This window comes from Micromonospora terminaliae, assembly GCF_009671205.1.
Lineage (GTDB): Bacteria > Actinomycetota > Actinomycetes > Mycobacteriales > Micromonosporaceae > Micromonospora > Micromonospora terminaliae.
Genome location: NZ_CP045309.1, coordinates 523,481 through 545,454, shown reverse-complemented (window position 1 = coordinate 545,454; position 21,974 = coordinate 523,481). Strand labels below are relative to the sequence as shown.

Annotated in this window: 15 protein-coding genes; 9 read left to right on the top strand and 6 right to left on the bottom strand. The window is 74.2% G+C overall.

The window, feature by feature from the left end; translation table 11 throughout:
- Positions 1-31: 31 nt before the first annotated feature.
- Entirely contained in the window at positions 32-484 is a 453-nt protein-coding gene (locus tag GCE86_RS02495) for a DUF7144 family membrane protein (protein ID WP_154225398.1), read from the top strand.
- On the opposite strand, the gene GCE86_RS02490 is transcribed toward GCE86_RS02495, so the two are convergent.
- On the bottom strand, positions 456-2,108 hold the full coding sequence (locus GCE86_RS02490) for a hypothetical protein (protein ID WP_420846466.1): 1,653 nt from the start codon (positions 2,106-2,108) through the stop codon (positions 456-458). The two genes, GCE86_RS02495 and GCE86_RS02490, sit on opposite strands and share 29 nt — an antisense overlap.
- Before the next feature lie 218 nt (positions 2,109-2,326).
- Between GCE86_RS02490 and GCE86_RS02485 the strand changes: the two genes are divergently transcribed.
- From GCE86_RS02485 to GCE86_RS02450, 8 genes are all read left to right on the top strand, one after another.
- On the top strand, positions 2,327-4,075 hold the full coding sequence (locus GCE86_RS02485; RefSeq protein ID WP_154225397.1) for an ATP-binding protein: 1,749 nt from the start codon (positions 2,327-2,329) through the stop codon (positions 4,073-4,075).
- Between the two features lie 10 nt (positions 4,076-4,085).
- Positions 4,086-5,234 carry an exonuclease SbcCD subunit D gene (locus GCE86_RS02480; RefSeq protein WP_154225396.1) on the top strand — a complete coding sequence of 383 codons (1,149 nt, stop codon included), beginning with the start codon at positions 4,086-4,088 and terminating at the stop codon, positions 5,232-5,234.
- Positions 5,234-7,708, top strand: a complete 2,475-nt coding sequence (locus tag GCE86_RS02475) for an AAA family ATPase (RefSeq protein ID WP_154225395.1) — start codon at positions 5,234-5,236, stop codon at positions 7,706-7,708. Before GCE86_RS02480 ends, GCE86_RS02475 begins: the two co-directional genes overlap by 1 nt.
- A complete protein-coding gene (locus GCE86_RS02470; protein ID WP_154225394.1) occupies positions 7,705-8,664 on the top strand; it encodes a hypothetical protein in 960 nt (319 codons plus the stop codon). The genes GCE86_RS02475 and GCE86_RS02470 overlap by 4 nt, the downstream gene beginning before the upstream one ends.
- Entirely contained in the window at positions 8,664-9,521 is an 858-nt protein-coding gene (locus GCE86_RS02465) for a spermidine synthase (RefSeq protein ID WP_154225393.1), read from the top strand. The genes GCE86_RS02470 and GCE86_RS02465 overlap by 1 nt, the downstream gene beginning before the upstream one ends.
- Positions 9,522-9,603: 82 nt before the next feature.
- Positions 9,604-10,302, top strand: a complete 699-nt coding sequence (locus tag GCE86_RS02460) for a sigma-70 family RNA polymerase sigma factor (RefSeq protein ID WP_154225392.1) — start codon at positions 9,604-9,606, stop codon at positions 10,300-10,302.
- Positions 10,299-11,087 (top strand): anti-sigma factor family protein, encoded by a 789-nt coding sequence (locus tag GCE86_RS02455; protein WP_154225391.1) that lies wholly within the window; start codon positions 10,299-10,301, stop codon positions 11,085-11,087. The genes GCE86_RS02460 and GCE86_RS02455 overlap by 4 nt, the downstream gene beginning before the upstream one ends.
- A gap of 205 nt (positions 11,088-11,292) precedes the next feature.
- Complete coding sequence (locus GCE86_RS02450) at positions 11,293-11,949, top strand: COG4315 family predicted lipoprotein (protein WP_091269323.1); 657 nt, start codon at positions 11,293-11,295, stop codon at positions 11,947-11,949.
- A 153-nt stretch (positions 11,950-12,102) separates the two neighbouring features.
- On the opposite strand, the gene GCE86_RS02445 is transcribed toward GCE86_RS02450, so the two are convergent.
- The 5 genes from GCE86_RS02445 to GCE86_RS02425 are packed head-to-tail and all read right to left on the bottom strand — an operon-like array spanning position 12,103 to position 21,697.
- Positions 12,103-13,857, bottom strand: a complete 1,755-nt coding sequence (locus GCE86_RS02445) for a stealth family protein (RefSeq protein WP_204342263.1) — start codon at positions 13,855-13,857, stop codon at positions 12,103-12,105.
- 23 nt (positions 13,858-13,880) lie between these two features.
- Positions 13,881-16,109, bottom strand: a complete 2,229-nt coding sequence (locus GCE86_RS02440; RefSeq protein WP_163636814.1) for a glycosyltransferase family 4 protein — start codon at positions 16,107-16,109, stop codon at positions 13,881-13,883.
- Positions 16,106-17,719, bottom strand: a complete 1,614-nt coding sequence (locus GCE86_RS02435; RefSeq protein ID WP_204342264.1) for a stealth family protein — start codon at positions 17,717-17,719, stop codon at positions 16,106-16,108. The genes GCE86_RS02440 and GCE86_RS02435 overlap by 4 nt, the downstream gene beginning before the upstream one ends.
- Positions 17,716-19,776 carry a PIG-L family deacetylase gene (locus GCE86_RS02430; RefSeq protein ID WP_154225389.1) on the bottom strand — a complete coding sequence of 687 codons (2,061 nt, stop codon included), beginning with the start codon at positions 19,774-19,776 and terminating at the stop codon, positions 17,716-17,718. The genes GCE86_RS02435 and GCE86_RS02430 overlap by 4 nt, the downstream gene beginning before the upstream one ends.
- Positions 19,769-21,697: a stealth family protein gene (locus GCE86_RS02425; protein WP_239542791.1), complete on the bottom strand. Its 1,929-nt coding sequence runs from the start codon at positions 21,695-21,697 to the stop codon at positions 19,769-19,771. The genes GCE86_RS02430 and GCE86_RS02425 overlap by 8 nt, the downstream gene beginning before the upstream one ends.
- Between the last annotated feature and the right edge of the window lie 277 nt (positions 21,698-21,974).

Here is a 21,974-nt window from a genome sequence, read left to right as displayed (position 1 = left end):
TCGCCCATGATCAGCGCCGTAACCTCGGGGAATGCGGACACCGGGGGCCACCGTCACGGCGCCGGAGCGGACCGGCCGCCCGGTGCTCGCCGGTACGCTGCTGGTCGCCACCGGCCTGGCCGACGCGCTGGCCGCGTACGGCATGCTCCGGTCCGGGACGTTCATGGTGCTGATCCGGGGCGGCCTCTACCCGGTCGACCTCACCGCCTGGGCCTGGTCGCAGCTGACGGTCGGAGTGGCGGTCGCGCTCGCCGGCCTGGTGGCCGCGGTCACCGGCCGGCGGGGCGCGGCCACCGTCGCGATCGGCGGCGCCCTGCTGGCGATCGCCGTGGACCTGCTCCTCCTGCCGTACGCGCCGATCCGGGTGCTCCTGGTGGCCGCCGTCGACGCCGCGGCGATCCGGCTGCTGCTCCGGCACCGCCGGGCCACCCGGCCGGGCGGGATGCGCCCGACGGTCAGCGGGGCTCGCAGATCCGGCCCGTGATGGCCGGGTCGCCCTCCCGGTCCGCCGCCCACACCGGGTTCAGGGCCAGCGGGAGCGGCGGGGCCTGCCACGCCGCGCCGAGCCGCTGGAGCAGGCGGTACTCCCGGCGTGGCTCGTCCACCCGGCCGCCGGCGAGGAAGTCGACGACCCGCTCCTGGGCGAGCCGCTGGCCGATCAGCCCCCCGTGCAGGGCGGGCATCTGGAACACCGGGATCCGGCTGTACTCGCCGGGCGGCGCCTCCGCCGCACTGACCGTGGGCAGGAAGGCGATCACGCGGACGCCGGCCACCGGGCAGAGGGTGCGGTTGCGGTAGAAGGGCGCGTTGACCAGCACCGACCGCACGAACGGCTCGTCCGGCCGGCTCTTCACGCTGCGGCCCAGGTTGGCCAGCCAGAAGATCCCGCGCAGCTCCCAGCCGGCGGCGACGCCCCACCCCTCGTAGCCCGCGGGCGGGTAGTAGGCCCGGCCGGGCTGGATCAGCGGGCTGAACAGCAGCACCGCCTCCACCGGCAGGGGCTGCGCCCACTTGTCCAGGTAGGTCCGCGCCACCATGGCCCCCTCGCTGAACCCGAGCAGGGCGATGGGCCGGCCCGTACGGCGGTGCAACTCGCTCACCTGCGTGGCGAGCAGGACCGCGCTGGAGTCCAGGGACTGGTGGGTCGCCTCCGGCCCGTACGGCAGCGGCCGGCCCTGCCGGTCCAGGCCCACGTAGGAGAAGCGCTCCACCCGGGGATCCTCCGGTAGGCGACCGTTCCACTGCGAGTCGTGCCCGGCGATGGCGATCACCGCGTGCGGCACCCGGTCGGGGAGCCGCTCGGCGAGCACCGGGGGCCGCCACTCCGCCGGCGGACCCGCCGCCAGGCCGACGAGCGTCTGCGACGCGACCGCGGCGGCCATGGTGAGGGCGATCGCCACCGGCGCAACCGGGACCCGGGCCAGGCGGATCCGGGCGGGCAGCACGGCGGCCGAAACGGTGCGCTGCCAGAGCAGGCCGTTGGCCAGGCCGGCCAGCGCCGCAACCGGGACCCCCCACCAGCCGGTCGTGCTGGAGATGACCGCACCCGCGACGGTGAGCACCACGAAGTTGAGCACCGACCAGCCGAGCAGCTCGATGGTGGGCAGGCCGCGCCACCAGTTCCGGACCACCCCGGCGCGCTGGAGGAAGGGGGCGAGCACCAGCATCGGGGCGAGCGAGGCGAACAGGTAGAGCGAGAGCGCGACGGCCGAGAAGGCGACCGAGATCGCCGCCCACGGCGAGATGATGACCAGGGCGAGGGCGGCCACCTCCAGGTTCCGCCGGACCAGCCAGCCGAACGGGGGACGTGGCGCCCGCTCGGGCCAGGCCAGGGCGGTCAGCCCGGCGGTGAGCAGACCGCGGAAGACGGTGAGCACCACCAGCCCGAGAGCGAAGGTCCACCAGGAGTTGTGGTAGACCAGCAGCCACCGCAGGTCGTGGAACGAGTCGTACGGCCAGACCGCGGTCACCTGGGGCGCCAGCCCTCGGGCGCCGTGGAAGCTGATGGCGACCAGCGCCGCCTCCTCCAGGACCGGCGGCAGGACGGCGAGCACCAGCAGCATCGCCGTCCGGCTCCGGACTGCCTCCACCGCCGCTCCTCGTGCCATCCGTCCTCCGGCCCCTTGCAGGATCTCCCGGGATCCGGCCCGCGGGTGCCGGAACGGCCGACCAGGGCGTACGGAGAGTCAGCGGACGGACCCGCTGCGCAGGATCCGCGGAACGGCGAGGTGGCGTCCGCCGCGTCGCGTGGCAACCTGTCGCATCCCTCGGGCAGGATGCACGACGTGCGCCGTGAACGGGACGACCAGCCGACCGGAGACCGCCGATGACCGACGACCTGCTCGACGGCCCCGGCGACGGGGTCGGCCGGGTGCTCGGCACCGCCGACGCCACCCCGCTCACCTTCTGGACGGCGGTCGCCCCCGGCAGCTACCTCCAGCTCGACGACGTCGTGGTGACCCGCCGCGAGCTGCCCGACCGGGAGCCGGTCACCATCGCCGGGGTGGTCACCCAGGTGCGCGCCCGGCACGAGGGCGCGCAGTTCGACTCCGACGTGTTCGCCATCGCCGACGGCACCCTCCCCGCCCAGGTGCAGGAGGCCGCCGAGGTCACCACCACCCGCGTCGACCCGGAGTTCTACGTGCCGCCCACCCCCGGCGCCGTGGTGCACCGGGCCGAGGGCGACGCCCGGGCCCGGGCCCTGCACTTCGACCGGATGGAGCGGCGCATCCCCATGGGCATGGGCCGCGACGGCGTCCCGGTCTACCTCAACGCCGACTTCCTCGACGGCACCCGGGGTGCCCACGTCTCCATCTCCGGCATCTCCGGCGTGGCCACCAAGACCAGCTTCGCCACCTTCCTGCTCTACTCGGTCTTCCGCTCCGGGGTGCTGGGCGGCGACGCGGTCAACGCCAAGGCGCTCATCTTCAACGTCAAGGGTGAGGACCTGCTCTTCCTCGACCACCCCAACACGCGGCTCGACGACGCCACCCGGGCCGGCTACGCGAAGCTCGGGCTCGACGCCGGCGCCTTCCCCGACGTCCGGGTCCACGCCCCGCCCCGGGTCGGCGACTCCTCCGGCACCCCCGACGTGAGCAGCCGGCTCACCGGGGTGGACAGCTTCTACTGGACGCTGAGCGAGTTCTGCGCCGACCGCCTGCTCCCCTACGTCTTCGCCGACGCCGACGACGAGCGGCAGCAGTACACGATGGTGGTGCACTCGGTCGCCGCCCACCTGGCGAGATACGCCCAGCCCGCCGACGGCGGGGTGAGCATCGACGGGGTGCGGCTGGGGTCCTACGCCGACCTGGTCGACCACATCGTCGAGCAGCTCAACGACGACGAGACCCGGGGCGACTGGGCGGGCAGCGCGGTCGGCCTCGGCACGGTCAACGCGTTCGCCCGCCGGCTGATCGGCAGCAAGAAGGACCTGGGCCGGCTGATCCGGGGCGACCTGGCCACCCGCCGCCCGCACTCGATCAACACCGCCGAGTCCGCCCAGGTCACGGTGGTCGACCTGCACAACCTGCCGGACCGGGCGCAACGCTTCGTGGTCGGCGTGACGCTCAAGAGCGAGTTCGAGCGCAAGGAGAAGGCGGGCACCGCGAAACCGCTGCTGTTCGTCGTCCTCGACGAGCTCAACAAGTACGCCCCGCGGGAGGGCTCCTCGCCCATCAAGGAGGTGCTGCTCGACATCGCCGAGCGTGGCCGCTCGCTCGGGGTGATCCTCGTCGGCGCCCAGCAGACCGCCAGCGAGGTCGAGCGGCGGATCGTCACCAACTCGGCGATCCGGGTCGTCGGCCGGCTCGACCCGGCCGAGGCGTCCCGCCCCGAATACGGCTTCCTGCCGCCCGCCCAGCGGCAGCGCGCCCTGCTCGCCAAGCCGGGAACCATGTTCGTCAACCAGCCCGACATCCCGGTCCCGCTCTGCCTGGAGTTCCCCTTCCCGGCCTGGGCCACCCGGGTCTCCGAGGCGGGCCGGGCGCCCTCGGAGACGCTGCGCTCGATCACCCAGGCGGCCGACCCGTTCGCGGTCGTGGGCTCGGGCACCTCCGACGACGACATCCCGTTCTAGAGGGCTGACCATGAAGATCCTGCACACCTCCGACTGGCATGTCGGCAAGGTCCTCAAGGGGCAGTCCCGGGCCGAGGAGCACAAGCAGGTGCTCGCCCAGGTCATCGAGATCGCCCGGGTCGAGCGGCCCGACCTGGTCATCGTGGCCGGCGACCTCTACGACACCGCCGCGCCCACCCCGGAGGCGACCCGGCTGGTCACCCGGGCGCTGACCGCGCTGCGCCGCACCGGGGCCGACGTGGTGGCCATCGGCGGCAACCACGACAACGGCGCGGCGCTCGACGCGCTGCGCCCCTGGGCCGAGGCCGCCGGGATCACGCTGCGGGGCAGCGTCCGGGAGAATCCGGCCGAGCACGTCATCGACGGCACCACCCGCGACGGCGAGCGCTGGCAGGTCGCCGCGCTGCCCTTCCTCTCCCAGCGCTACGCCGTCCGCGCCGTGGAGATGTACGCGCTGACGGCCGCCGAGGCCAACCAGACCTACGCCGACCACCTCGGGCGGGTGCTCGCCCGGCTCGCCGAGGGGTTCACCGAGCCGGACCGGGTGCACCTGGTCACCGCCCACCTCACCGTGGTCGGCGCCAGCACCGGCGGCGGCGAGCGGGACGCGCACACCGTGCTCGGCTACGCGGTGCCGGCCACCGTGTTCCCGGGCAACGCGCACTACGTGGCGCTGGGCCACCTGCACCGCTCCCAGCGGGTGATCGGCCCCTGCCCGGTCCGCTACAGCGGCAGCCCGCTCGCCGTCGACTTCGGCGAGCAGGAGAACGTCGGGTCGGTGACGATCGTCGAGGTGACCGCGACGACCGCCGCGCAGATCCGGGAGGTGCCGGTGCCCGGCGCCGTCCCCCTGCGCACGGTCCGCGGCACCCTGGCCCAGCTCGCCGAGATCGACGTGCCCGAGGGCTGGCTGCGGGTCTACGTCCGCGAGCAGCCCCGCGCCGGGCTGCGCGAGGAGGTGCAGGAGCTGCTCCCCCGCGCGCTGGAGATCCGGATCGACCCGGAGCTGGTGCCCGCACCGGGCAGCGGCACCCGCACCGCCCAGCGGGCCGGCCGCTCGCCGCGCGAGCTGTTCGCCGACTACCTGGGCAGCCGCGGCCACGCCGACGACGACGTGCGGGAGCTCTTCGACGAGCTGCTCGAGGAGGTGGAGCACTGATGCGGCCCATGCGGCTGGACATGGCGGGCTTCACCGTCTTCCGCGAGGAGACCACGGTCGACTTCACCGACGCGGACTTCTTCGCGCTGGTCGGGCCGACCGGCTCGGGCAAGTCGACGGTGCTCGACGCGATCTGCTTCGCCCTCTACGGCACCGTGCCCCGCTGGGGCGGCACGCGAGGGCTGGCCAACGCCCTCGCCCCCTCGGCCACCGAGGCGCGGGTGCGGCTGGTCTTCGAGTCCGCCGGCGACCGCTACGTGGCCACCCGGGTCGTCCGTCGGGACGGCCGGGGCACGGTGAAGACCGCCAACGCCGGGCTCCAGCTCATGCCGCCCGGGTTCGACGTCACGAAGCTCGACACCGGGCTCAGCCCGGAAGACCTCGGCGAGGTGGTGGCGGGCACCCCGGCCGAGATGGAGCAGGCGGTGCTGGACGCGGTCGGGCTGCCGTACGAGCAGTTCACCAGCTGCGTGGTGCTGCCGCAGGGGCAGTTCGCCGATTTCCTGCACGCCAAGCCGGCAACCCGGCAGCAGATCCTCGTCAACCTCCTCGGGCTGGGCATCTACGAGGAGGTGCAGAAGAAGGCCACCGAGCGCGCCGGCCAGGCCGAGGCGAAGCTGGAGGCGGTCGACAAGGTACTCGGCGGCCTCGCCGACGTCGACGAGGAGAGCCTGGCCGCCGCCTCGGAGCGGGTCGACCGGATGCGCGAGCTGGCCGGGGCCGTCGAGGCGGCCGTACCGGAGCTGGAACGGGTGCGGGCGACGGCGCGCGAGCAGGCGGCGGCGCTCGCGGCGCTCGACGCCGAGCTGACCGTGCTGGCCCGGGTCCGGCCGCCCGACGGGATCGCCCAGCTGGCCCGGGCGGTGTCCGACGCGCGGGCCGCCGCCGACGAGGCGGCCGCCGCCGTGGGGCTGGCCGAGGAGCGCGAGGAGAAGGTGCGCGGCGAGCTGGCCGCGGCCGGCGACGAGAGCGCGCTGCGCCTCCAGCTCAAGGCCCACGGCGACCGCGAGCGGCTGACCGGCGAGGCGGCGGCGGTCCGCGCGGCGGTGGACGCGGCGCAGGCCGAGCACGACGCGGCGGCCGGGGCGCTGGCGACGGCCCGGGCCGAGGCCGAGCGTGCCGAGACTGAGCTGGAGGCGGCCTTCCGGGCGCACGAGGAGGCGAAGGCCACCGACCAGGCGGTGGCGCTGCGGGCGCACCTGGTCGACGGCGGCCCGTGCCCGGTCTGTGAGCAGCCGGTCCCCCGGGTTCCGGCCGTGCCGAAGGGATCGGCGGTGGCCCGCGCGCTGGCGGCCGGCAAGGCGGCCCGGGCGGCCAGCGAGACCGCCAAGCGGGTGGTGCAGGAGCGGGACACGGCCGCCCGCGAGCTGGATCGGGTGCTGCTGCGCGCCCGCGCCGAGCACGACCAGCTCCAGGCCCGGCTGGCCGAGCTGGACGCGCAGCTCGCCGGCGCCGCCACGCCGGAGGCGCTGCGCGCGTCCCTGGCCGAGCAGGCGCGGCTGCGCCGGGCGCTGGACGAGGCGGCGGGCGCGGTACGCGCCGGTCGTGACGCCGCGCGCCGGGCCCGCGGCGCCCTGGACGGCGCGCAGGAGCGGCTGCGGCGGGCCTGGCGCGACTTCGACACGGTCCGCGACGGGCTGGCCCGGTTCGGCCCGCCCGCCGCCGACCGCGACGACGTGGCCGGCGCCTGGACGGCCCTCGCCGCGTGGGCGGCCGAGCAGGCCGGGCGGCGGCGCGCCGACCGGGCGGGGCTGGCCGCCGCCGTGGAGGCCGCCGAGGCCGCGGCGGGCGAGGTGGCGCAGCGGATCGGCGCGCTCTTCGAGGCCGCCGGGCTGCCCGCGCCGCAGGACCCGCAGCGCGACGCGGCGGTGGCGGTGGAGCGGGCCGAGGCGGAGCTGCGCCGGCTGGAGGAGCGCCGCGCGCAGGCCGCCGAGCTGCACGAGCAGCGGGCCGGCCACGAGCGGGAGGCCCGGGTGGCCCGCGCCCTGGCCGGGCACCTGCGGGCCAACAACTTCGAGCGCTGGCTGCTGGCCGAGGCACTGGACCTGCTGGTCGACGGCGCCTCGCGGATCCTGCGCGAGCTGTCCGGCGGCCAGTACGACCTCGTGCACGACAAGGGCGAGTTCTTCGTGGTCGACCACCACGACGCCGGGCTGCGGCGCGGGGTGCGCACGCTCTCCGGCGGGGAGACGTTCCAGGCGTCGCTGGCCCTGGCGCTGGCCCTCTCCGAGCAGCTCGCGGGGATGTCCACGAGCGCGGCCAGCCTGGAGTCGATCGTCCTCGACGAGGGGTTCGGCACGCTGGACGCCGCCACCCTCGACACGGTGGCCGCCACCCTGGAGAACCTGGCCGCGCGGGGCGACCGGATGGTCGGTGTGGTCACCCACGTGCCGGCGCTCGCCGAGCGGATCCCGGTCCGCTTCGAGGTCCGCAAGGACGCCCGGACGGCCCGTGTCGAGCGGACGGGCCTGTGACGAGGTTCTTCGTCGACGCCTGGGACCCGGCGTACGGCGCGTCGTTCGAGGCGGGCGGCGGGGGCGGTCCGGCGGCGCCGAGCAGCGCCCAGGTCGACGCCGACGTCGAGCTTCCGGCCGCCGACTGGCGGGCCCTCGACGTCCGGCGCGACGTCGCGGCCCCGGCCGTGGTGCTGCTGGTCGACGGCGTGCGCCGCATCGACGCCAGCGTCTGGACGGCCGAGGACGACGGCGGCTCGTTTCCCGGCATCGCCGCCTCCTACGCGGCCGGCGTGGTCCGCTGCGACCTGGAGCGGGGCGCGGCGGAGCTGGCCGGTTCGCGGGTGGGCCGGGGCCTGTTCACGGCCAGCCCCTCAGCGCAGGACGTGGTGGCCGGCTCGATCCGCTACCCGGTGCACCGGGTCAGCGGCACCGGCGAGCTGAGCAAACTCCCGGCCGCCGTGCAGGGTCCGCTGACCGCCCTGGAGGTGGCGGTCTCGGACGCGGTACGCGCCGACGGCGACCTGCTGGTCGTGGACGGGCCGCTGCGCAGCCGGCGGAACCTGCCCCGCACCCTCGGTTACATCAAGACCCAGCACAGCCAGTACCTGGACGGCCGGCTCACCGCGGTCGTCACCGGGCTGGCGCCGGGGCAGCGCTGCCCGGTGTTCCGGCTGGGCACCGCGTGGGGCGGCTACTCGTGGTACCTGCGGCTGCCCGTGGCCGGCGGCGCCCCGTGGGCCGGCATCGTGCGGGTGGAGTGCTCCGCCGACCTGACCGAGGCCGAGGCGATCGAGCTGGCCGACCTGTCCCTGGTCACGCTGCCCCGCTTCGCCTCCACCCCGTACAAGGACCCGCGCGCCCCGCAGAACCTCATCCCCATCGCCGGCCTGGAGCGCCGGCTGCGCGGGCTGCTCGGCGACGCGCGGCTGCTGCACCGGGTGCTCACGGCGGCGGCCCGGGGGATCCGGCGCTGATGGGCCGGCGACGCGGGGCGGACCGGGCGGTCGCGCAGGTCGACACCGGGCAGGCCGAGCTGGTGCCCGACCCGGACCGGCCGGGTTCCTGGACACTGCTGCTCGACGGCGCCCCGCAGTCGCATGTGGACCTCACCGACCCCACCCACCTGGAATTCGAGTACGTCCGCCGGCTGGCCGCCGCGATCGACCTGGTGGCGCCGGCCGGCGCGCCGCTGCGGGTGCTCCACCTGGGCGGCGGCGCGCTCACCCTGCCCCGCTACGTGCAGGCCACCCGTCCCGGCTCGACCCAGCGGGTGTCCGAGGTGGACGGGGCGCTGGTGGAGCTGGTGCGCCGGGAGCTGCCCTGGCCGGCCGATCCCCGGCTGCGGGTAAGGGTCGCCGACGCCCGGGCCACCCTGTCGTCGAGCCGGGACGGCAGCTACGACGTGGTGGTCGCGGACGTCTTCGCCGGCGCCCGTACCCCGGCCCACCTGACCTCGGTGGAGTACGCCGCCGAGGTGGCCCGGGTGCTCCGGCCCGACGGGTACTACCTGGCGAACGTCGCGGACGGCCCGCCGCTGCGGCACGCCCGCGGGCAGGTCGCCACGGTCCGCACGGTGCTGCCCCGGGCCTGCCTGGTGGGCGACGCGGCGGTGCTGCGCGGCCGCCGTTACGGCAACCTGGTGCTCGTGGCGTCCCGCGTGGAGCCACCGGTGCCGGAGCTGACCCGGCGGGCCGCCGGGGACTGGTTCCCCGGCCGGGTGCTGGCCGGCGCCGAGCTCGACCGGTTCGCCGGGGGCGTCCCGGTGGTCCACGACGCCGATGCCACCGACTCCACCCCGCCCCCGCCCGGAATTTTTTCCGTCCGGCGTTGATCCGCTCGGCGCACCGTTGCGTATCACCGGGCGGCCATGCCCGTGGGGGGTCGGCTGAGTCATTGGACACCGGAGGTCTTGCATGCATGCGGTGGCGGCCGGCTGGCACGGCGAGGTGGCGCGGCCCGAGTGGATGTTCGCCCGGGCACAGCCCCAGTCGCGCGCGTCGAGGTCGGGCCGGGGGGTCGACGGCCGCTCCTCCGGTCGCCAGAATGACCCGGTGACGCCGCGACCCGCTCCCGGACGCCACCAGGCCACGTCGACCGAGGCCAGCCACTCCGACCAGCTGATCCGGCTGCTCTACGCCGAGCACGCCGGGCCGCTGCTGATGTTCGTGATGCGGCTGACCGGCGGCGACCGGCAGCGCGCCGAGGACATCGTGCAGGAGACGCTGCTGCGGGCGTGGCGCAACGCGCACCGGCTGGGCACCCACGGTCAGGGCTCGCTGCGCCCCTGGCTGGTCACGGTGGCCCGGCGGATCGCCATCGACGAGCACCGCAGCGAGCAGGCCCGGCCGGCGGAGACGTACGACCGGGACCTGACGGCCTTCGCCGAGGCGGACAGCACCGACCGGGTGCTGCGCACGATGACCGTGGCCGACGCGCTGCGTACGCTGAGCCAGTCGCACCGGGAGATCCTGGTGGCGACGTACTTCCGGGGGCGTACCGTGCCCGAGGCGGCCGAGGAGCTGGGCCTTCCGCTCGGCACCGCGAAGTCGCGGGTCTACTACGCGCTGCGCGCGCTGCGCACGGCTCTGCAGGAGAGGGGGGTGACGGAATGAGCCGCGCGGACCACATGGATGTCGCCGCGTACGCGCTCGGCGTGCTGGACCCGCAGGACGCGGAACGGTTCGAGGAGCACCTCGCCACCTGCTGGGCGTGTGCGGCGGAACTGGAGACGATGGTCCCGGTGGTGGGGCTGCTGTCCGGCATCGACGGCGAGGCGATGGCCGCGCTGGAGCAGACGCACACCGATCCGGCGCTGCTGGACCGTACCCTCATGGCGGTCCGCCGGGACCGGCGGCGCACCCGGATGCGGCAGGTCTTCGCGGCCGCGGCCGCGGTCGTGGTGTTCGGCGGCCTGAGCGGCGTGGGCATGGCCGGGATCTTCGGCGGCGACGACGGGAAACGGGTCCCGCAGGCCGGGCCGACCCTCACGGCGCCCGTCACCGCGCCGCCCAACAGCGAGCCCTCGGACCCCAACGACCCGAACGTCGGCGGCAACGAGCAGGAGGGCGACCAGCACAACGCGGTCGACCCGGGCACCGGCGTGAAGACCACGATGTGGCTGGCGTCGAAGGAGTACGGCACCCAGATCGACCTTCAGCTCACCCGCCTGCCCGGCCCGCGCACCTGCCGGCTGGTCGTGGTCCGCAAGAACGCCACCAGCGAGGTGGTCTCGACCTGGTCGGTGCCGGGTGGCGGCTACGGCACGAACACGAACCAGCTCCCGCTGGAGTTGAGCGCGTCCACCTCGGCCGCGCTCAAGGACATCGAGAAGATCCAGGTGCAGTCGGTCGACGTCAACGGCATCGCCAGCCCGCTGGTGACGGTCAGCGACCTCTGAGCCCGCCGGAACGCCGGCGCCGGGCAGCGACACCGCCCGGCGCCGTTCTGTCGTTCCCCGGGACATCGACCCCGATGTGCTCCCCACGCGCCGCCGGCCGGATCGGTTCAACGGATCCACTGTGAAATGGAGCACCCTTTTCTCTTCAACCTTGACAGCACGCCGCCCGTACTACTCGGCGAACTGCCAAGAACGAGGAGGGCACGTGGCACACCTGAAGCGGACGACCGTCATCGTCGCGAGCGCGATGGTCGCACTAACGGCCTGCGCCCCCGCGGGCTACGACGGGGCGAACTCGAGCGCGGCCGAGCCGGTCGCCGTCGCCGCGGCCGAACCCACCGCGTCGGCCGAACCGGAAGCCTCCGCGTCCCCGGACGCGGCCGCCGACGACAAGGCGCCCCCGTCCGACGTGCAACTCACCGACGAACTGGTCGGCAAGAAGCTGCCCCGGATGGGCAAGGTCGTCACCGACCAGGACGGCTGGGTCCTGTACCGGTTCGACAAGGACTCGGCCGACCCGCCGCAGTCCAACTGCGTCGACAAGTGCGCCCAGGTCTGGCCGCCCGCGCTGACCGACGGCAACCCGCAGCTCCAGGGCGTGTCCGACGACAAGGTCGGCACGGTCACCCGGCAGGACGGCACCCGGCAGATCACCATCGGAGGCTGGCCGGTCTACCGCTACATCGGGGACAAGAAGCCGGGCCAGTGGAAGGGCCAGGGCGTCGGCGGCACCTGGTTCGTCGTCGACCCGAACGGCAAGAAGAACCTCACCTGCCTGCCCACCGGAACCCCGAAGGCGGTCGCCCCACCGGCGTCGAGCGACTCGGGCGACTCGGGCGGCGACTCGGGCTACTCGTACTGACGGATCCCCGGACACGGTGGCCGGTCGCAGCCGGGGAGGGCGCGGCCGGCCACCGTCCTGGTCCCGGGACGGCGGCGATCCGGCAGCCCCGCGTCCCGGCGCGGCGCCGGCCCGATGCGGGCCGGCGCCGCACCCCGCTGCGCGGACCGGACGTCAGCCCCTCTCCCAGGGGCTCGGGACCGGGAAGTAGGTGTCCAGGAAGGGCGTGAGGACCGACAACTGGGCGGCCAGGTCCTCCTCGGTGGAGAACGCGTCGTTGAGGCAGAACACGTGCCGGTCCCGCTTGGCGAGCAGGTGGGCCAGGCGCGCGGGCGTGTCGGGGTGCGACAACTCGGCGATGGTGTAGTCCAGCTCGCCCGGCACCGCCCGTCCGGTGTGGAAGGCGTAGTAGTGGTGCAGCGAAGACGCGACCGAGATGTCCGTGATGCTGCGGAACTGGCTGCCGGCGGTCCTCCGGTGCTGCGCCGCGAAGGTCTCCTCGATCTCGTACAGCACGCTGCGCCGCAGCACGTGCGGCATGTGCTTCATCTTCTGCGTCAACACCGTGCCGAACCGCTCCGCGATCAGCGTCCGGTTGTTCTTCCCCGCCGCCGACGCCGGGATGTCGTCGGCCGCGGGCGGGCCCGGCGGCACCAGCGCGGGCGAGGGGAAGAACCGGGTGATGCCGTTGGCCAGGAAGAAGTCCCGGGCCGTGACGTCCCGGCCGAGGAAGACGTCGTCGTTGAAGTAGAGGAAGTGCTCCGCCAGCCCGTCGATGTGGTGCAGCTGGCTCTCGATGGCGTGCGAGTTGAACGTCGGCAGCACCGACGGGTCGCGGAAGATCTCCCGATGGCTGACCACCCGCAGCCCGGGGGCCGTCGGGTCGAGCCAGGCCGGCACCTGGTCGTCGGTGACCAGGTACACGGTCCGCACCCAGGGCGCGTACGTGTGCAGGGACCGCAGCGAGTAGCGCAGCTCGTCCCGGCTGAGGAACCGTGCCGCGCTCGCCGACTCCGCGTGGTACGGCGTCCCCGCCACCTCGGCACGCCGGCGCAGCCAGGCCGGGTCGGTGCCGTCGACCCAGGTGTAGACGACGTCGACCGGAAACGTCACGTCGTCCGGGCGCCGGATCGCGAACTCCGGCCGGGTTCGGACGGTCACCGTCGGGGTCGCCGGCCCGAGGGCGGTGAACAGGTCGGCGGGCGCGTGGAGCACCGGACCGGCCGCCGGCAGCTCCTGCGCCACCAGGTTGCGGCGCGGGGCCACCAGCCGGTTCTCCCGCCGAGTCCAGAACTCCACCTCGCAGCCGTACGGCACGCCGAGCACCAGGCGGTGGCGCGGATCGGTCCAGTACCAGGTCAGCCGGAGCACGTCGGCCTCCCGCAGCCGCCGCCACGCCGGCGGCTCGAACCCCGGCAGGGGCGCGCGGGGCTGACGGTCGACGACCTCGGCGACGTATCCGGGCACCCGCCGGCACGCCTCGGCGAGCGCGGCGTGCACCCGTCCGCGATCGGCCGCGTCGACGGCGACCACCGCGTTGCGGTCGGAGGCCCCGCGGACACAGAAGTGCTCCACTCCGGCGTCGGCGAGCGCCGTGGTGACCGCGGCCAGGTTGCCGGCCCGGGCGGACCAGGGGGACACGTCGGGGCGGACCAGGGCGACGCGCGACCGGCGGTCCACCGTGACGAGGGCACGGTCCGCACCGGCCAGGAGTTCCGGTTGCCGGCGGGCGAGCCGGCCGTCGGTCCGCTGGTCGCCGGCCACCTGGGCCACCCACTGCTTCACCCGGTGGCGGGTCTGCGGGCTCAGCCGCCGGGCGATCGCCCTGCGGGCCTGGGGGCTGAGCACCCGGCGGTAGGTGTCCACGAACCTCGTCGGCTCGGCGAGGGCCCGGGCCGCGCCCGGCTGCTCCTGCGTCGGCTCGTCCACTGCTGTCCCCTCCTCCCGGGCGACTACGGCCGGTCGATGACCACGAGCGAGAGCTCGCCGTCGATCGTGTAGTAGGGGCGCACCCGCAGCATCGGCGCCGGATCCTCCTCGACGAGGTCCAGCTCCACCTCCTGGGTCAGGTGGATCTCCGGGTAGTTGTAGGTGCGCTTCTTGTCGACCACGTCGTCGAGGAACCGTCCCAGCCGGACCTCGCCGAGGCTGTCCGCCTGCCGGAGGAGGATGTCCCAGTCCTCGTAGCGGCCCAGCCGGAGGTCGGCCAGCGGCGCCAGCGGCACCACCATGGTCAGGGCCCCGTCGCTCGTCGAGGTGACCGGCACCGTGAGCGCGTCGGGCCGGTGACCCCGCCGGCGGAGCACCGCGCCGTCCGGGGCGCCCGGCCCGTGCCAGGTGAACGCGATCGTGACGCCCTCGCCGTCGAGGGCGATCCCGCGTACCTCGCCGTGGGCGGTGCGTACCCAGCTGCGGACCGCGAGGTATCCGTCGGTCGTGCGGTAGGGGACGTGCGCCCGCACCCCGGTTCGGCCGCCGCCCGGCCGGCCGGCGAGGACGCGGCTGTCGAGGCGGCGCGGCCGTACGCGGTGCCGCGCCCCCTTCCCGTCCGCGACGTGGACGTTCCACCGGCCCTCACCGAGGCCGGCCGCGTCGAGCGTGGCGACGTGCCGCAGACCGTCGGGCGACGGGGCCAGCGCGAGCTGCACGACCTCCCGGGTGTCGCGGTTGCGCAGCACGACCGACGCCTCGGGCGAGCAGGCGGCAGCGTCGAGGGACAGCCGCAGCCCGAGATCGGGCAGCACGAGGCAGTCCGCCACCGGGCCGTCGGCCGCGGTGGAGGCCCGCCGCCGGATCGCCTGCTGCAGCCGCGTGCTGGTGCCCCGGGCCCGCCGGACCCGGGCCAGCCGCGTGAGAGCGCCCATGCTGGCCCGCCGGGCGAAGTCGTGCCCGGCGATGCCGCGCAGCACCGGATCGGCCAGCGCCCGGACCAGGTGCGGCTCCCGGAGCAGCTCGCCACCTCGGGCGAGGGCGGACCGGGTGAGGGCGGTCCGCGCCGTGCGGGGACGGACCCGCCGGGGGCGGGGCGTCTCGCCGCGCCGGACGGCCAGCACCTCCGCGCAGTGGCGAGTGAACTGGGCGGCCAGGTGGGCCGGATCAAAGCGGGCGGAGTTGGCCAGGGCCGTCCTGGCCATCCGTACGCGCAGGTCGTCGTCCCACATCAGCGCGCGCAGCGCGACGACGTACGCGTCGAGGTCGTCGGTGGGGACCAGCAGGCCGTCCTCGCCGTCGTCGATGATCTCGCGCGGGCCCACCGGGCAGTCGGTGCTCACCACGGGCAGGCCGAGCCGCATGGCCTCGACGATCGTCATGCCGAACGACTCGCGTGCGGAGGTGACGGCGGCGATGCTGCCCTTCACCCACTCCGTCGACATGTCGTCCCGGCGACCCATGAGGTGGACCTGGCCGTAGACGCCCAGTTCCCGGATCAGCGCCGCGAGCGCCGACCGCTGCTCCCCGTCACCGTAGATCCGCAACTCCCAGCCGGGGCAGTCCGCCGCCGCCCGGGCGAAGGCGGTGATCAGCCGGTCGTACCGCTTGATCGGGTCGAGCCGGCCGGCCGCCACGACGATCCGGGCCCGCCCGTCGGCGGGCGGCACGCCCGGTGGGGGCGAGCTGTTGGGCAGCACCTCGATCCGGGTGTTCGGCACCGGGTTGCCGGCGTGGAAGGCCGCCGCGTCCGCACTCGTCACCGTGTACGCAAGGTCGATCCGCCCGTAGCACCTGCTGATCTCGGCCTTCAGCGCGTCGTCGATCAGGTCCTGGGTCATGTGCTCCTGCGCGACCCGCACGGCGTGCTCCGGCCCGTGCAGGGCCACCGCGAGGTTGAGCCCCGGGCGGGTGCCCACGACCACGTCGGCGTCGGTGGACCGGAGGTAGGCGATGATCCGCTCATCGGTCAACCGGCTGTAGTGCAGGTGGAACTCCTCGCTCTCCGGGATGAGCGTCGAGGGTTCCCGGTGCGCGGGGTGGGACCGGTCGGGCCGTCGCGGCCTGGTGTCGACCAGGGGCACGACCGTGATCCGGTCGTCGACCTCGAACATGGTCCGGTCGAGCCGGCGGAAGACCGAGGCGATCTCGACCTCGTGACCGTCCTCCACCAGGGCGGTGGCCAGGTTCAGCACGGCCCGGTTCGTGCCACCCACACCGTAGAAGTTGTGGATGAGGAAGGCGAACTTCACGGCCGGCCCGCCGACTCGTACGGGCTGGGCACCGGGAAGTACGCCTCGAGGAACGGCTCCAGGATGGCCATCTGCTGCTGGAGCTGCTCGTACGTGGAGAAGGCGTCGTTGATGCAGAAGGTGTCCCAGTCCCGCCGGGCCTCGGCGCGCTTCAGCCGGGCGACGAGATCCGGGACGGCGAGCTGGACGTAGCCGTAGTTGACGTGGCCGGGCAGGGCGCGCCCGGTCAGGAACGCGTAGTAGTGGTGCAGGGAGTACGTGATGGTGAGGTCGGTGGGACTGCGGAACCGGCTGTGGACCGTCGCGGCGTGCTCCGCCGGGAACTCGCGCTCGATCTCCGCGAGGATGCTCCGCCGCAGCGGGTAGGGCACGTGCTGGCTGCCCTGGGTGAGGGTCCGCCCGAACCGTTCCTCGATGAGCCGCCGATTGTTCTTGATCATCGCGTCGACCGGGCTGTCGAGATCGGTGATCGGGCCGATCGGGATCCGGTTCTGGGACAGGAAGAACTTGGTGTTGCCGTTGGCGAGGAAGAAGGTCTGCGGCGCCAGCGGCCGGCCGAAGAACATGTCGTCGTTCAGGTAGAGGAAGTGCTCGGCGAGGCCGTCGATGTTGTGCAGCTGACTCTCGATCGCACAGGAGTTGTACGTCGGCAGCGCGCTGCGGTCGGTGAAGATCTCGTCGTGGTTGACCAGGAAGATGTTCCCGGCGCTCAGGTCCAGCCAGGACGGACGCTGCCGGTCGGTGACGATGTAGATGTTGCGGACCCACGGCGCGTTGAGGTGCAGCGACCGCAGCGAGTACTTCAGCTCGTCCCGGTTGATGTACCGCGAGTCGCTGGCGGCCTCGGCGTGGAACGCCTCGCCCTTCACCTCGGCCCGGCGGCGCTGCCACTCCGGGTCCGCGCCGTCGACCCAGGTGTACACGACGTCGATCGGGAAGTCGATGTCGTCCGGGAGGGAGTGGTCGAACTCCGGCCGGGTGCGGAAGCGACGGCCGGGCTTCGCCGCCGAGGCCAGCCGGGTGTAGCGGTGCTCGCCGGCCTCCACCGGCACACCGGTCATCGAGACCGCGGGCACCATCCGGTTGCGCCGCGGCGCGCGGAGCACGCCGGCCCTGCGGTCCGGCCGCCAGAACTCGACCTCGCAGCCGTACGCGGTGCCGAGGATCAGCTTCCCCGCCGGGTCGGCCCGGAACCAGGTCAGCTTGAGCGCACGCACCGTCTGCAGGTCCGCCCAGACGGCCGGGTCGGCGGCGTCCCGCAGGGCGCTGACGATCGGCGGTTTCGGCAGCACCTGGCTCACGTAGCAGGGGCCGGTCGCACCGAGCTTCTCGAGCGCGCCGAGCGCGGCGACCCGATCCTCCTCGCTGACCCCGACCACCGGCGCCCGGTCGTCCATGCCGCGGACCAGGAAGTGGTCCACGCCGTGCGCCTCCAGCGCCGCCGTCACCGCCGCGACGTTCAACTGCCGGGCGAGCAGCGGGGTGAGGTCCGCCCGGACGTGCGCCCGCCGGCGCCCCCCGTCCAGCAGCACCTCGCGGACCTCATCGGTCCCGCCCGGGGCGACGGACGGGTCCTGCAGCGGCTCAAGGGCCGGGGGCGTGGAGCTCACGGTACTTCCTTCATCGACGTGACCGACGGGGCCGAGTGCTTCAGCCGGAGCCGGAGCAGTCCGCCGCCGGCGGAGACCGCCAGCACCAGCGGCAGCCCGGAGGAGTCGATCGACAGGGCGTGACTGCCGGCGATCGGGGTGGGTTCCCGCAGCCAGGGGCCGCGCGCCCGGCCGTCGAGCCCCACCCAGGTCACGCTCGTCGCCGACTCGTCGTCGCGGACCGCGACGAGCACCGCGCCGGCGCCCGGCACGAACCGGGCGGCGATCGGGCCGGGCCCGCCGTGGCCGCCGAGGTCGACGAGGGTCGACGGGTCCCAGTTCCGGCCGTCGTCGCCGGTGCGGAACGACACGATGGAGGCGGAGTCGCGGCACCGGCAGAACAGCATCCGGGAGCCGTCGGGGAGCCGTACCACCGTGGGTGGGCCGGCGGGCGCCTCGGTGGGCACCACCGAGAACACGGCGGTGAGTTCCGGGATGGAGACCAGCCAGCGGGCGATGCCGGCCCGTCCCGCCGCGAGCACCTCGACCGACCCGTCGTCCAGCACGGTCGCGGTCAGGCCGTCCTGGGTGCCCCCACCGTCGAGATCGCGCCAGGGCGTCCAGGACGAGCCGTCGTACAGCCGCCCGCTCAGCCCCTTGCCGGCGTTTCTGACCAGCACCAGAAGGCGGTCGCCGGGTAGCCGGACGGCCTGCGGCATTCCGATGTTCCGCACCTTCGTCCGGCCGCTGTGCGCGTTCGGGTTGCCCAGCGACTCCCACTTGACGTCCCGGTAGTCCCCGGAGGCCGGCAGCACGACGGTCCAGAGGTCCCGCACGTGCCGGTCGGGGTCGGCGGTCAGGCCCTGCCGCACGGCGAAGAGGCGCCAGCCCCCGTCCTCGGTCGGCACGGCGTCCACGTGCGGCAGCAGCCGGCGCCCCGGCACCTTCCGGCTCGCGGCGAACTCGCCGGGGCGGCTCTCCTGCCACTGCACGACCTGTCCGCCACGTACGGCGAAGGCCGAGAGCCTGCCGCCGGCCCCGGCGCCGGCCCAGGACCGCGAGCCGGGGTAGCGCAGCGTGGTGCCGGAGGCGTTGCCCCCGCCGATCAGGTCCCCGCCGACCTTCCGGTCGCCGAGGCCGGCCGGGTCGCCGCTCGGGCGGCGGTCGGCCCAGCCGTAGACGTCCTTGTAGCGCTGCTTGCGGGCGCGCCCCTCGGGGCTCAGGTTGGACGGCCAGCGCCGCACGTAGTAGCCGCGGAAGGCCTCGACCGAGGTGCGCGCGCCACCTCCGCCGGCGAACCACCGGGTGATCGCCTCGTGCGTGAACAGACCGGTGGCCGTGTGGGAGATGTGATCCGAGTGGTCTCCCGAGTCCGCGTACCGCGGGTTGGCCCCGTCGTGCACCTGCAGGTCCGGGTCCGGGTCCATGGTCCAGAGCAGGGTCGGCGCGAAACGGTCCAGGAGCAGCACGAGCGACTCGATCAGGCTCTCCCGGGTGTAGCTGTGCACGCCGGACACCGGCGAGCCGAGCGGGATCATCGTCGGGTTCGACTCCGCCTGCCCGGTCCACAGGTGGTGCAGCGGCCCGGCGCCGGGGACGGCGTCGGCCGGAGGCGTGCACCACAGGTTGAGCGACACCAGCCGGACGTGCGGAGCGTCGACCAGGATCGACACGTCCGCCTCGGCGCCACCGGCCAGCACGGTCACCTCGCGGCGCCACTTGGCGTCCCGGTCCCCCAGCACCATGTCCGCGTACGCGCAGCGCAGCCCGTTGTAGCGGGCGGCCGCGAAGGCCTCGAAGTTCACCGGGCCGGCGTCCTGTTCCCGGGTGCCGCCCGGCACGTTACGGCCGTCCGCCTCACCCGCCGTCAGGCAGACCGTCAGGTGTTCCTCGCTGCTGCGCAGCTGGCTCACCAGCAGGGGGTTGAGGAAGTAGAGGTCGTCGTCCTGGTGCGCCATGATCGCCATCGACCGGGGGGCGCCGGCGCGCTCCGGCCGCCTCATGACGTCGCGCGGGAGGCGGGCGGCGCGACGGCGCAGCGCGAGCAACGGTCCGGCCCAGTCCGGGCGATCAGGCATCGGACGCCTCTCCTAACGTGGCAGCGGTTCCGGTCCCGCGTTCTGGACCGCCCTCGTCGTCGGTGACCCGGGCGGCCGCGATGCGGACCGAGGGCAGGGTAGGCGCGTCCAGCCGGGGGCCGACCCGCAGGGTGGGTGCCGCCGCCCCGTCCGCCTGCACGCCGACCCGCAGCGAGGGCGTCGTCGCCGCGTCCACCTGGTTGCGGGGCCGGTCGACGCCGCGCGCCCGCCGCCACAGCACCGAAGCCCCGACCGTGCGGCGCTCGGCGACCACGTCGTCGGTCAACTCGAACGGCGCCGGGAAGGGCAGGTAGCGCGGCAGGAAGTCGGCCAGCATGCGCTCCTGCTCCGCGAAGGCCCCCGGGTCGGAGTCCGTGTCGTTGAGGCAGAACACGTCACGGTGCCGGCGCGCCAGCAGCTCGGCGAGGCGGGCGGGTGTCGACGGGTGGCCGAGGTCCGCGTACTCGTACTCGATCTCACCCGGCACCGCCTGGCCGGTGAGGTAGGCCCAGTACTGGTGCAGCGACGACGGGATCGACAGGTCGCCCTGGTGGCGGAACAGGTGTCCGGCGGTCTCGGTCACCTCCGCCTTCAACACCTGCTCGATCTGGTACATGATGCTGCGCCGGAGCGCGAACGGCGTGTGCTTCATCTTCTGCGTGATGGTCACACCGAACTGCCGCTGGATGTGCCGGCGGTTGTTCTTGCCGGCCGCGTTCACCGGCGGGTCGCTCGGCCGCGCGTCGCCCAGCCCGAACTGGGCCGGGGAGAGGAAGAACTTGGCGATCCCGTTGGCGTGGAAGAAGTGGGTCGGCAGCAGCGGCCGGCCCAGGAAGACGTCGTCGTTGAAGTAGAGGAAGTGCTCGGCGAGCCCCGGAATCCGGTGCAGCCGGGACTCGATGGCGTGCGAGTTGAACGACGACCGGACGCCGAGGTCGGCGAAGAGTTCGGCGTGGCTGACCACGGTGACCATGGGGTGCGTCGGGTCGAGCCAGCTCGGCAGCTGGCTGTCGGTGACCAGGAAGATCTTCCGCAGCCAGGGCGCGAAGCTGTGCAGGGACCGCATCGCGTACCGCAGCTCGTCGCGGTTGTGGTACCGGGAGGAGTTGGCCGCGACCCCGTGCCGGGCCTCGGGCAGGGCCAGGGCGCTCATCTTCCGGCGCAGCCACTCGGGATCCGAGCCGTCCACCCAGGTGAACACGGCATCGATGGGGAAGCCCACCCGGTCCGGCGCGCGCACGGTCAGGTCCCGACGGGTGCGGTACGTGTGGTCGTCCGCCTCGGGAATGAAGTGGCTGAGCAGCGCCGCCGCCACGCGCACCGGTTCGGCCCAGGCCGGCGCCTCGTCGACCACGGCGTTGTGCCGGGGGGCGCGGACCACGTCGCCCACCCGCGACCAGAACTCGATCTCGCAGGCGAACTGGGCGCCCAGGACCACACCCGCCCGGGCGTCGGTCACCGGGAACCACACCTGGACGATCTCGGTGGGCGCCAGGTCGGGCTGGTTGCGGCCGGGCCGGACCTCGACCACCCGGACGTGCGCGCCGGCGAGCGCCGGTGCGGAGCGAACCAGTCGGAGCACCTCGGCGCGCCGGTCCTTCAGCACGGCGACCGAGCTGCGCAGGTAGTCGTCGTTGCGCAGGCAGTGGTGGTCGATGCCGGCCGCCGCGAGCGCCGCGGTGACCGCGGTCAGGTTGCGGTGCCACATCTCCAGCGGCGTCGCCGCGGCCACCACCTCGGCCTCGGTCCGCGCGCCGCCGTCGCCGACGGTCACCCGGGAGCCCAGCGGGTGCACGGTGTCCCCGCCGGCAGGCAGGGTGAGTGTGCGCACGAGGCTGAGCCGCCGCTGCTGGGGCAGCATGTTGACCAGTCGGCGCCGCATCCCCGGCGGCAGGGTGCGGTAGAGCTTGAGCGCGATCATGCGAGCGGACCGCCGATGCCGACGATCCCGACCTTCCCCGCCACGGCTCAGGACCGGTCGGGTGAGGTGGGCACGTTCCGAGTCGGTACTCGGACAGGAACCGGATCAGCACCCATCGCCGACAGCCTTTCTCACTGCATCCCCGTTGGCCGCCCGGAGGTCCAGGTCCCGTGCATTGGCGCGGAGCCGGAAACACCACCCCCGTGGCGGCAAAGCGGGACATTAACAGCCGTTCACGTCTGGAACATCCGCTGTTCATCCTGTTTCGAAGGGTGTC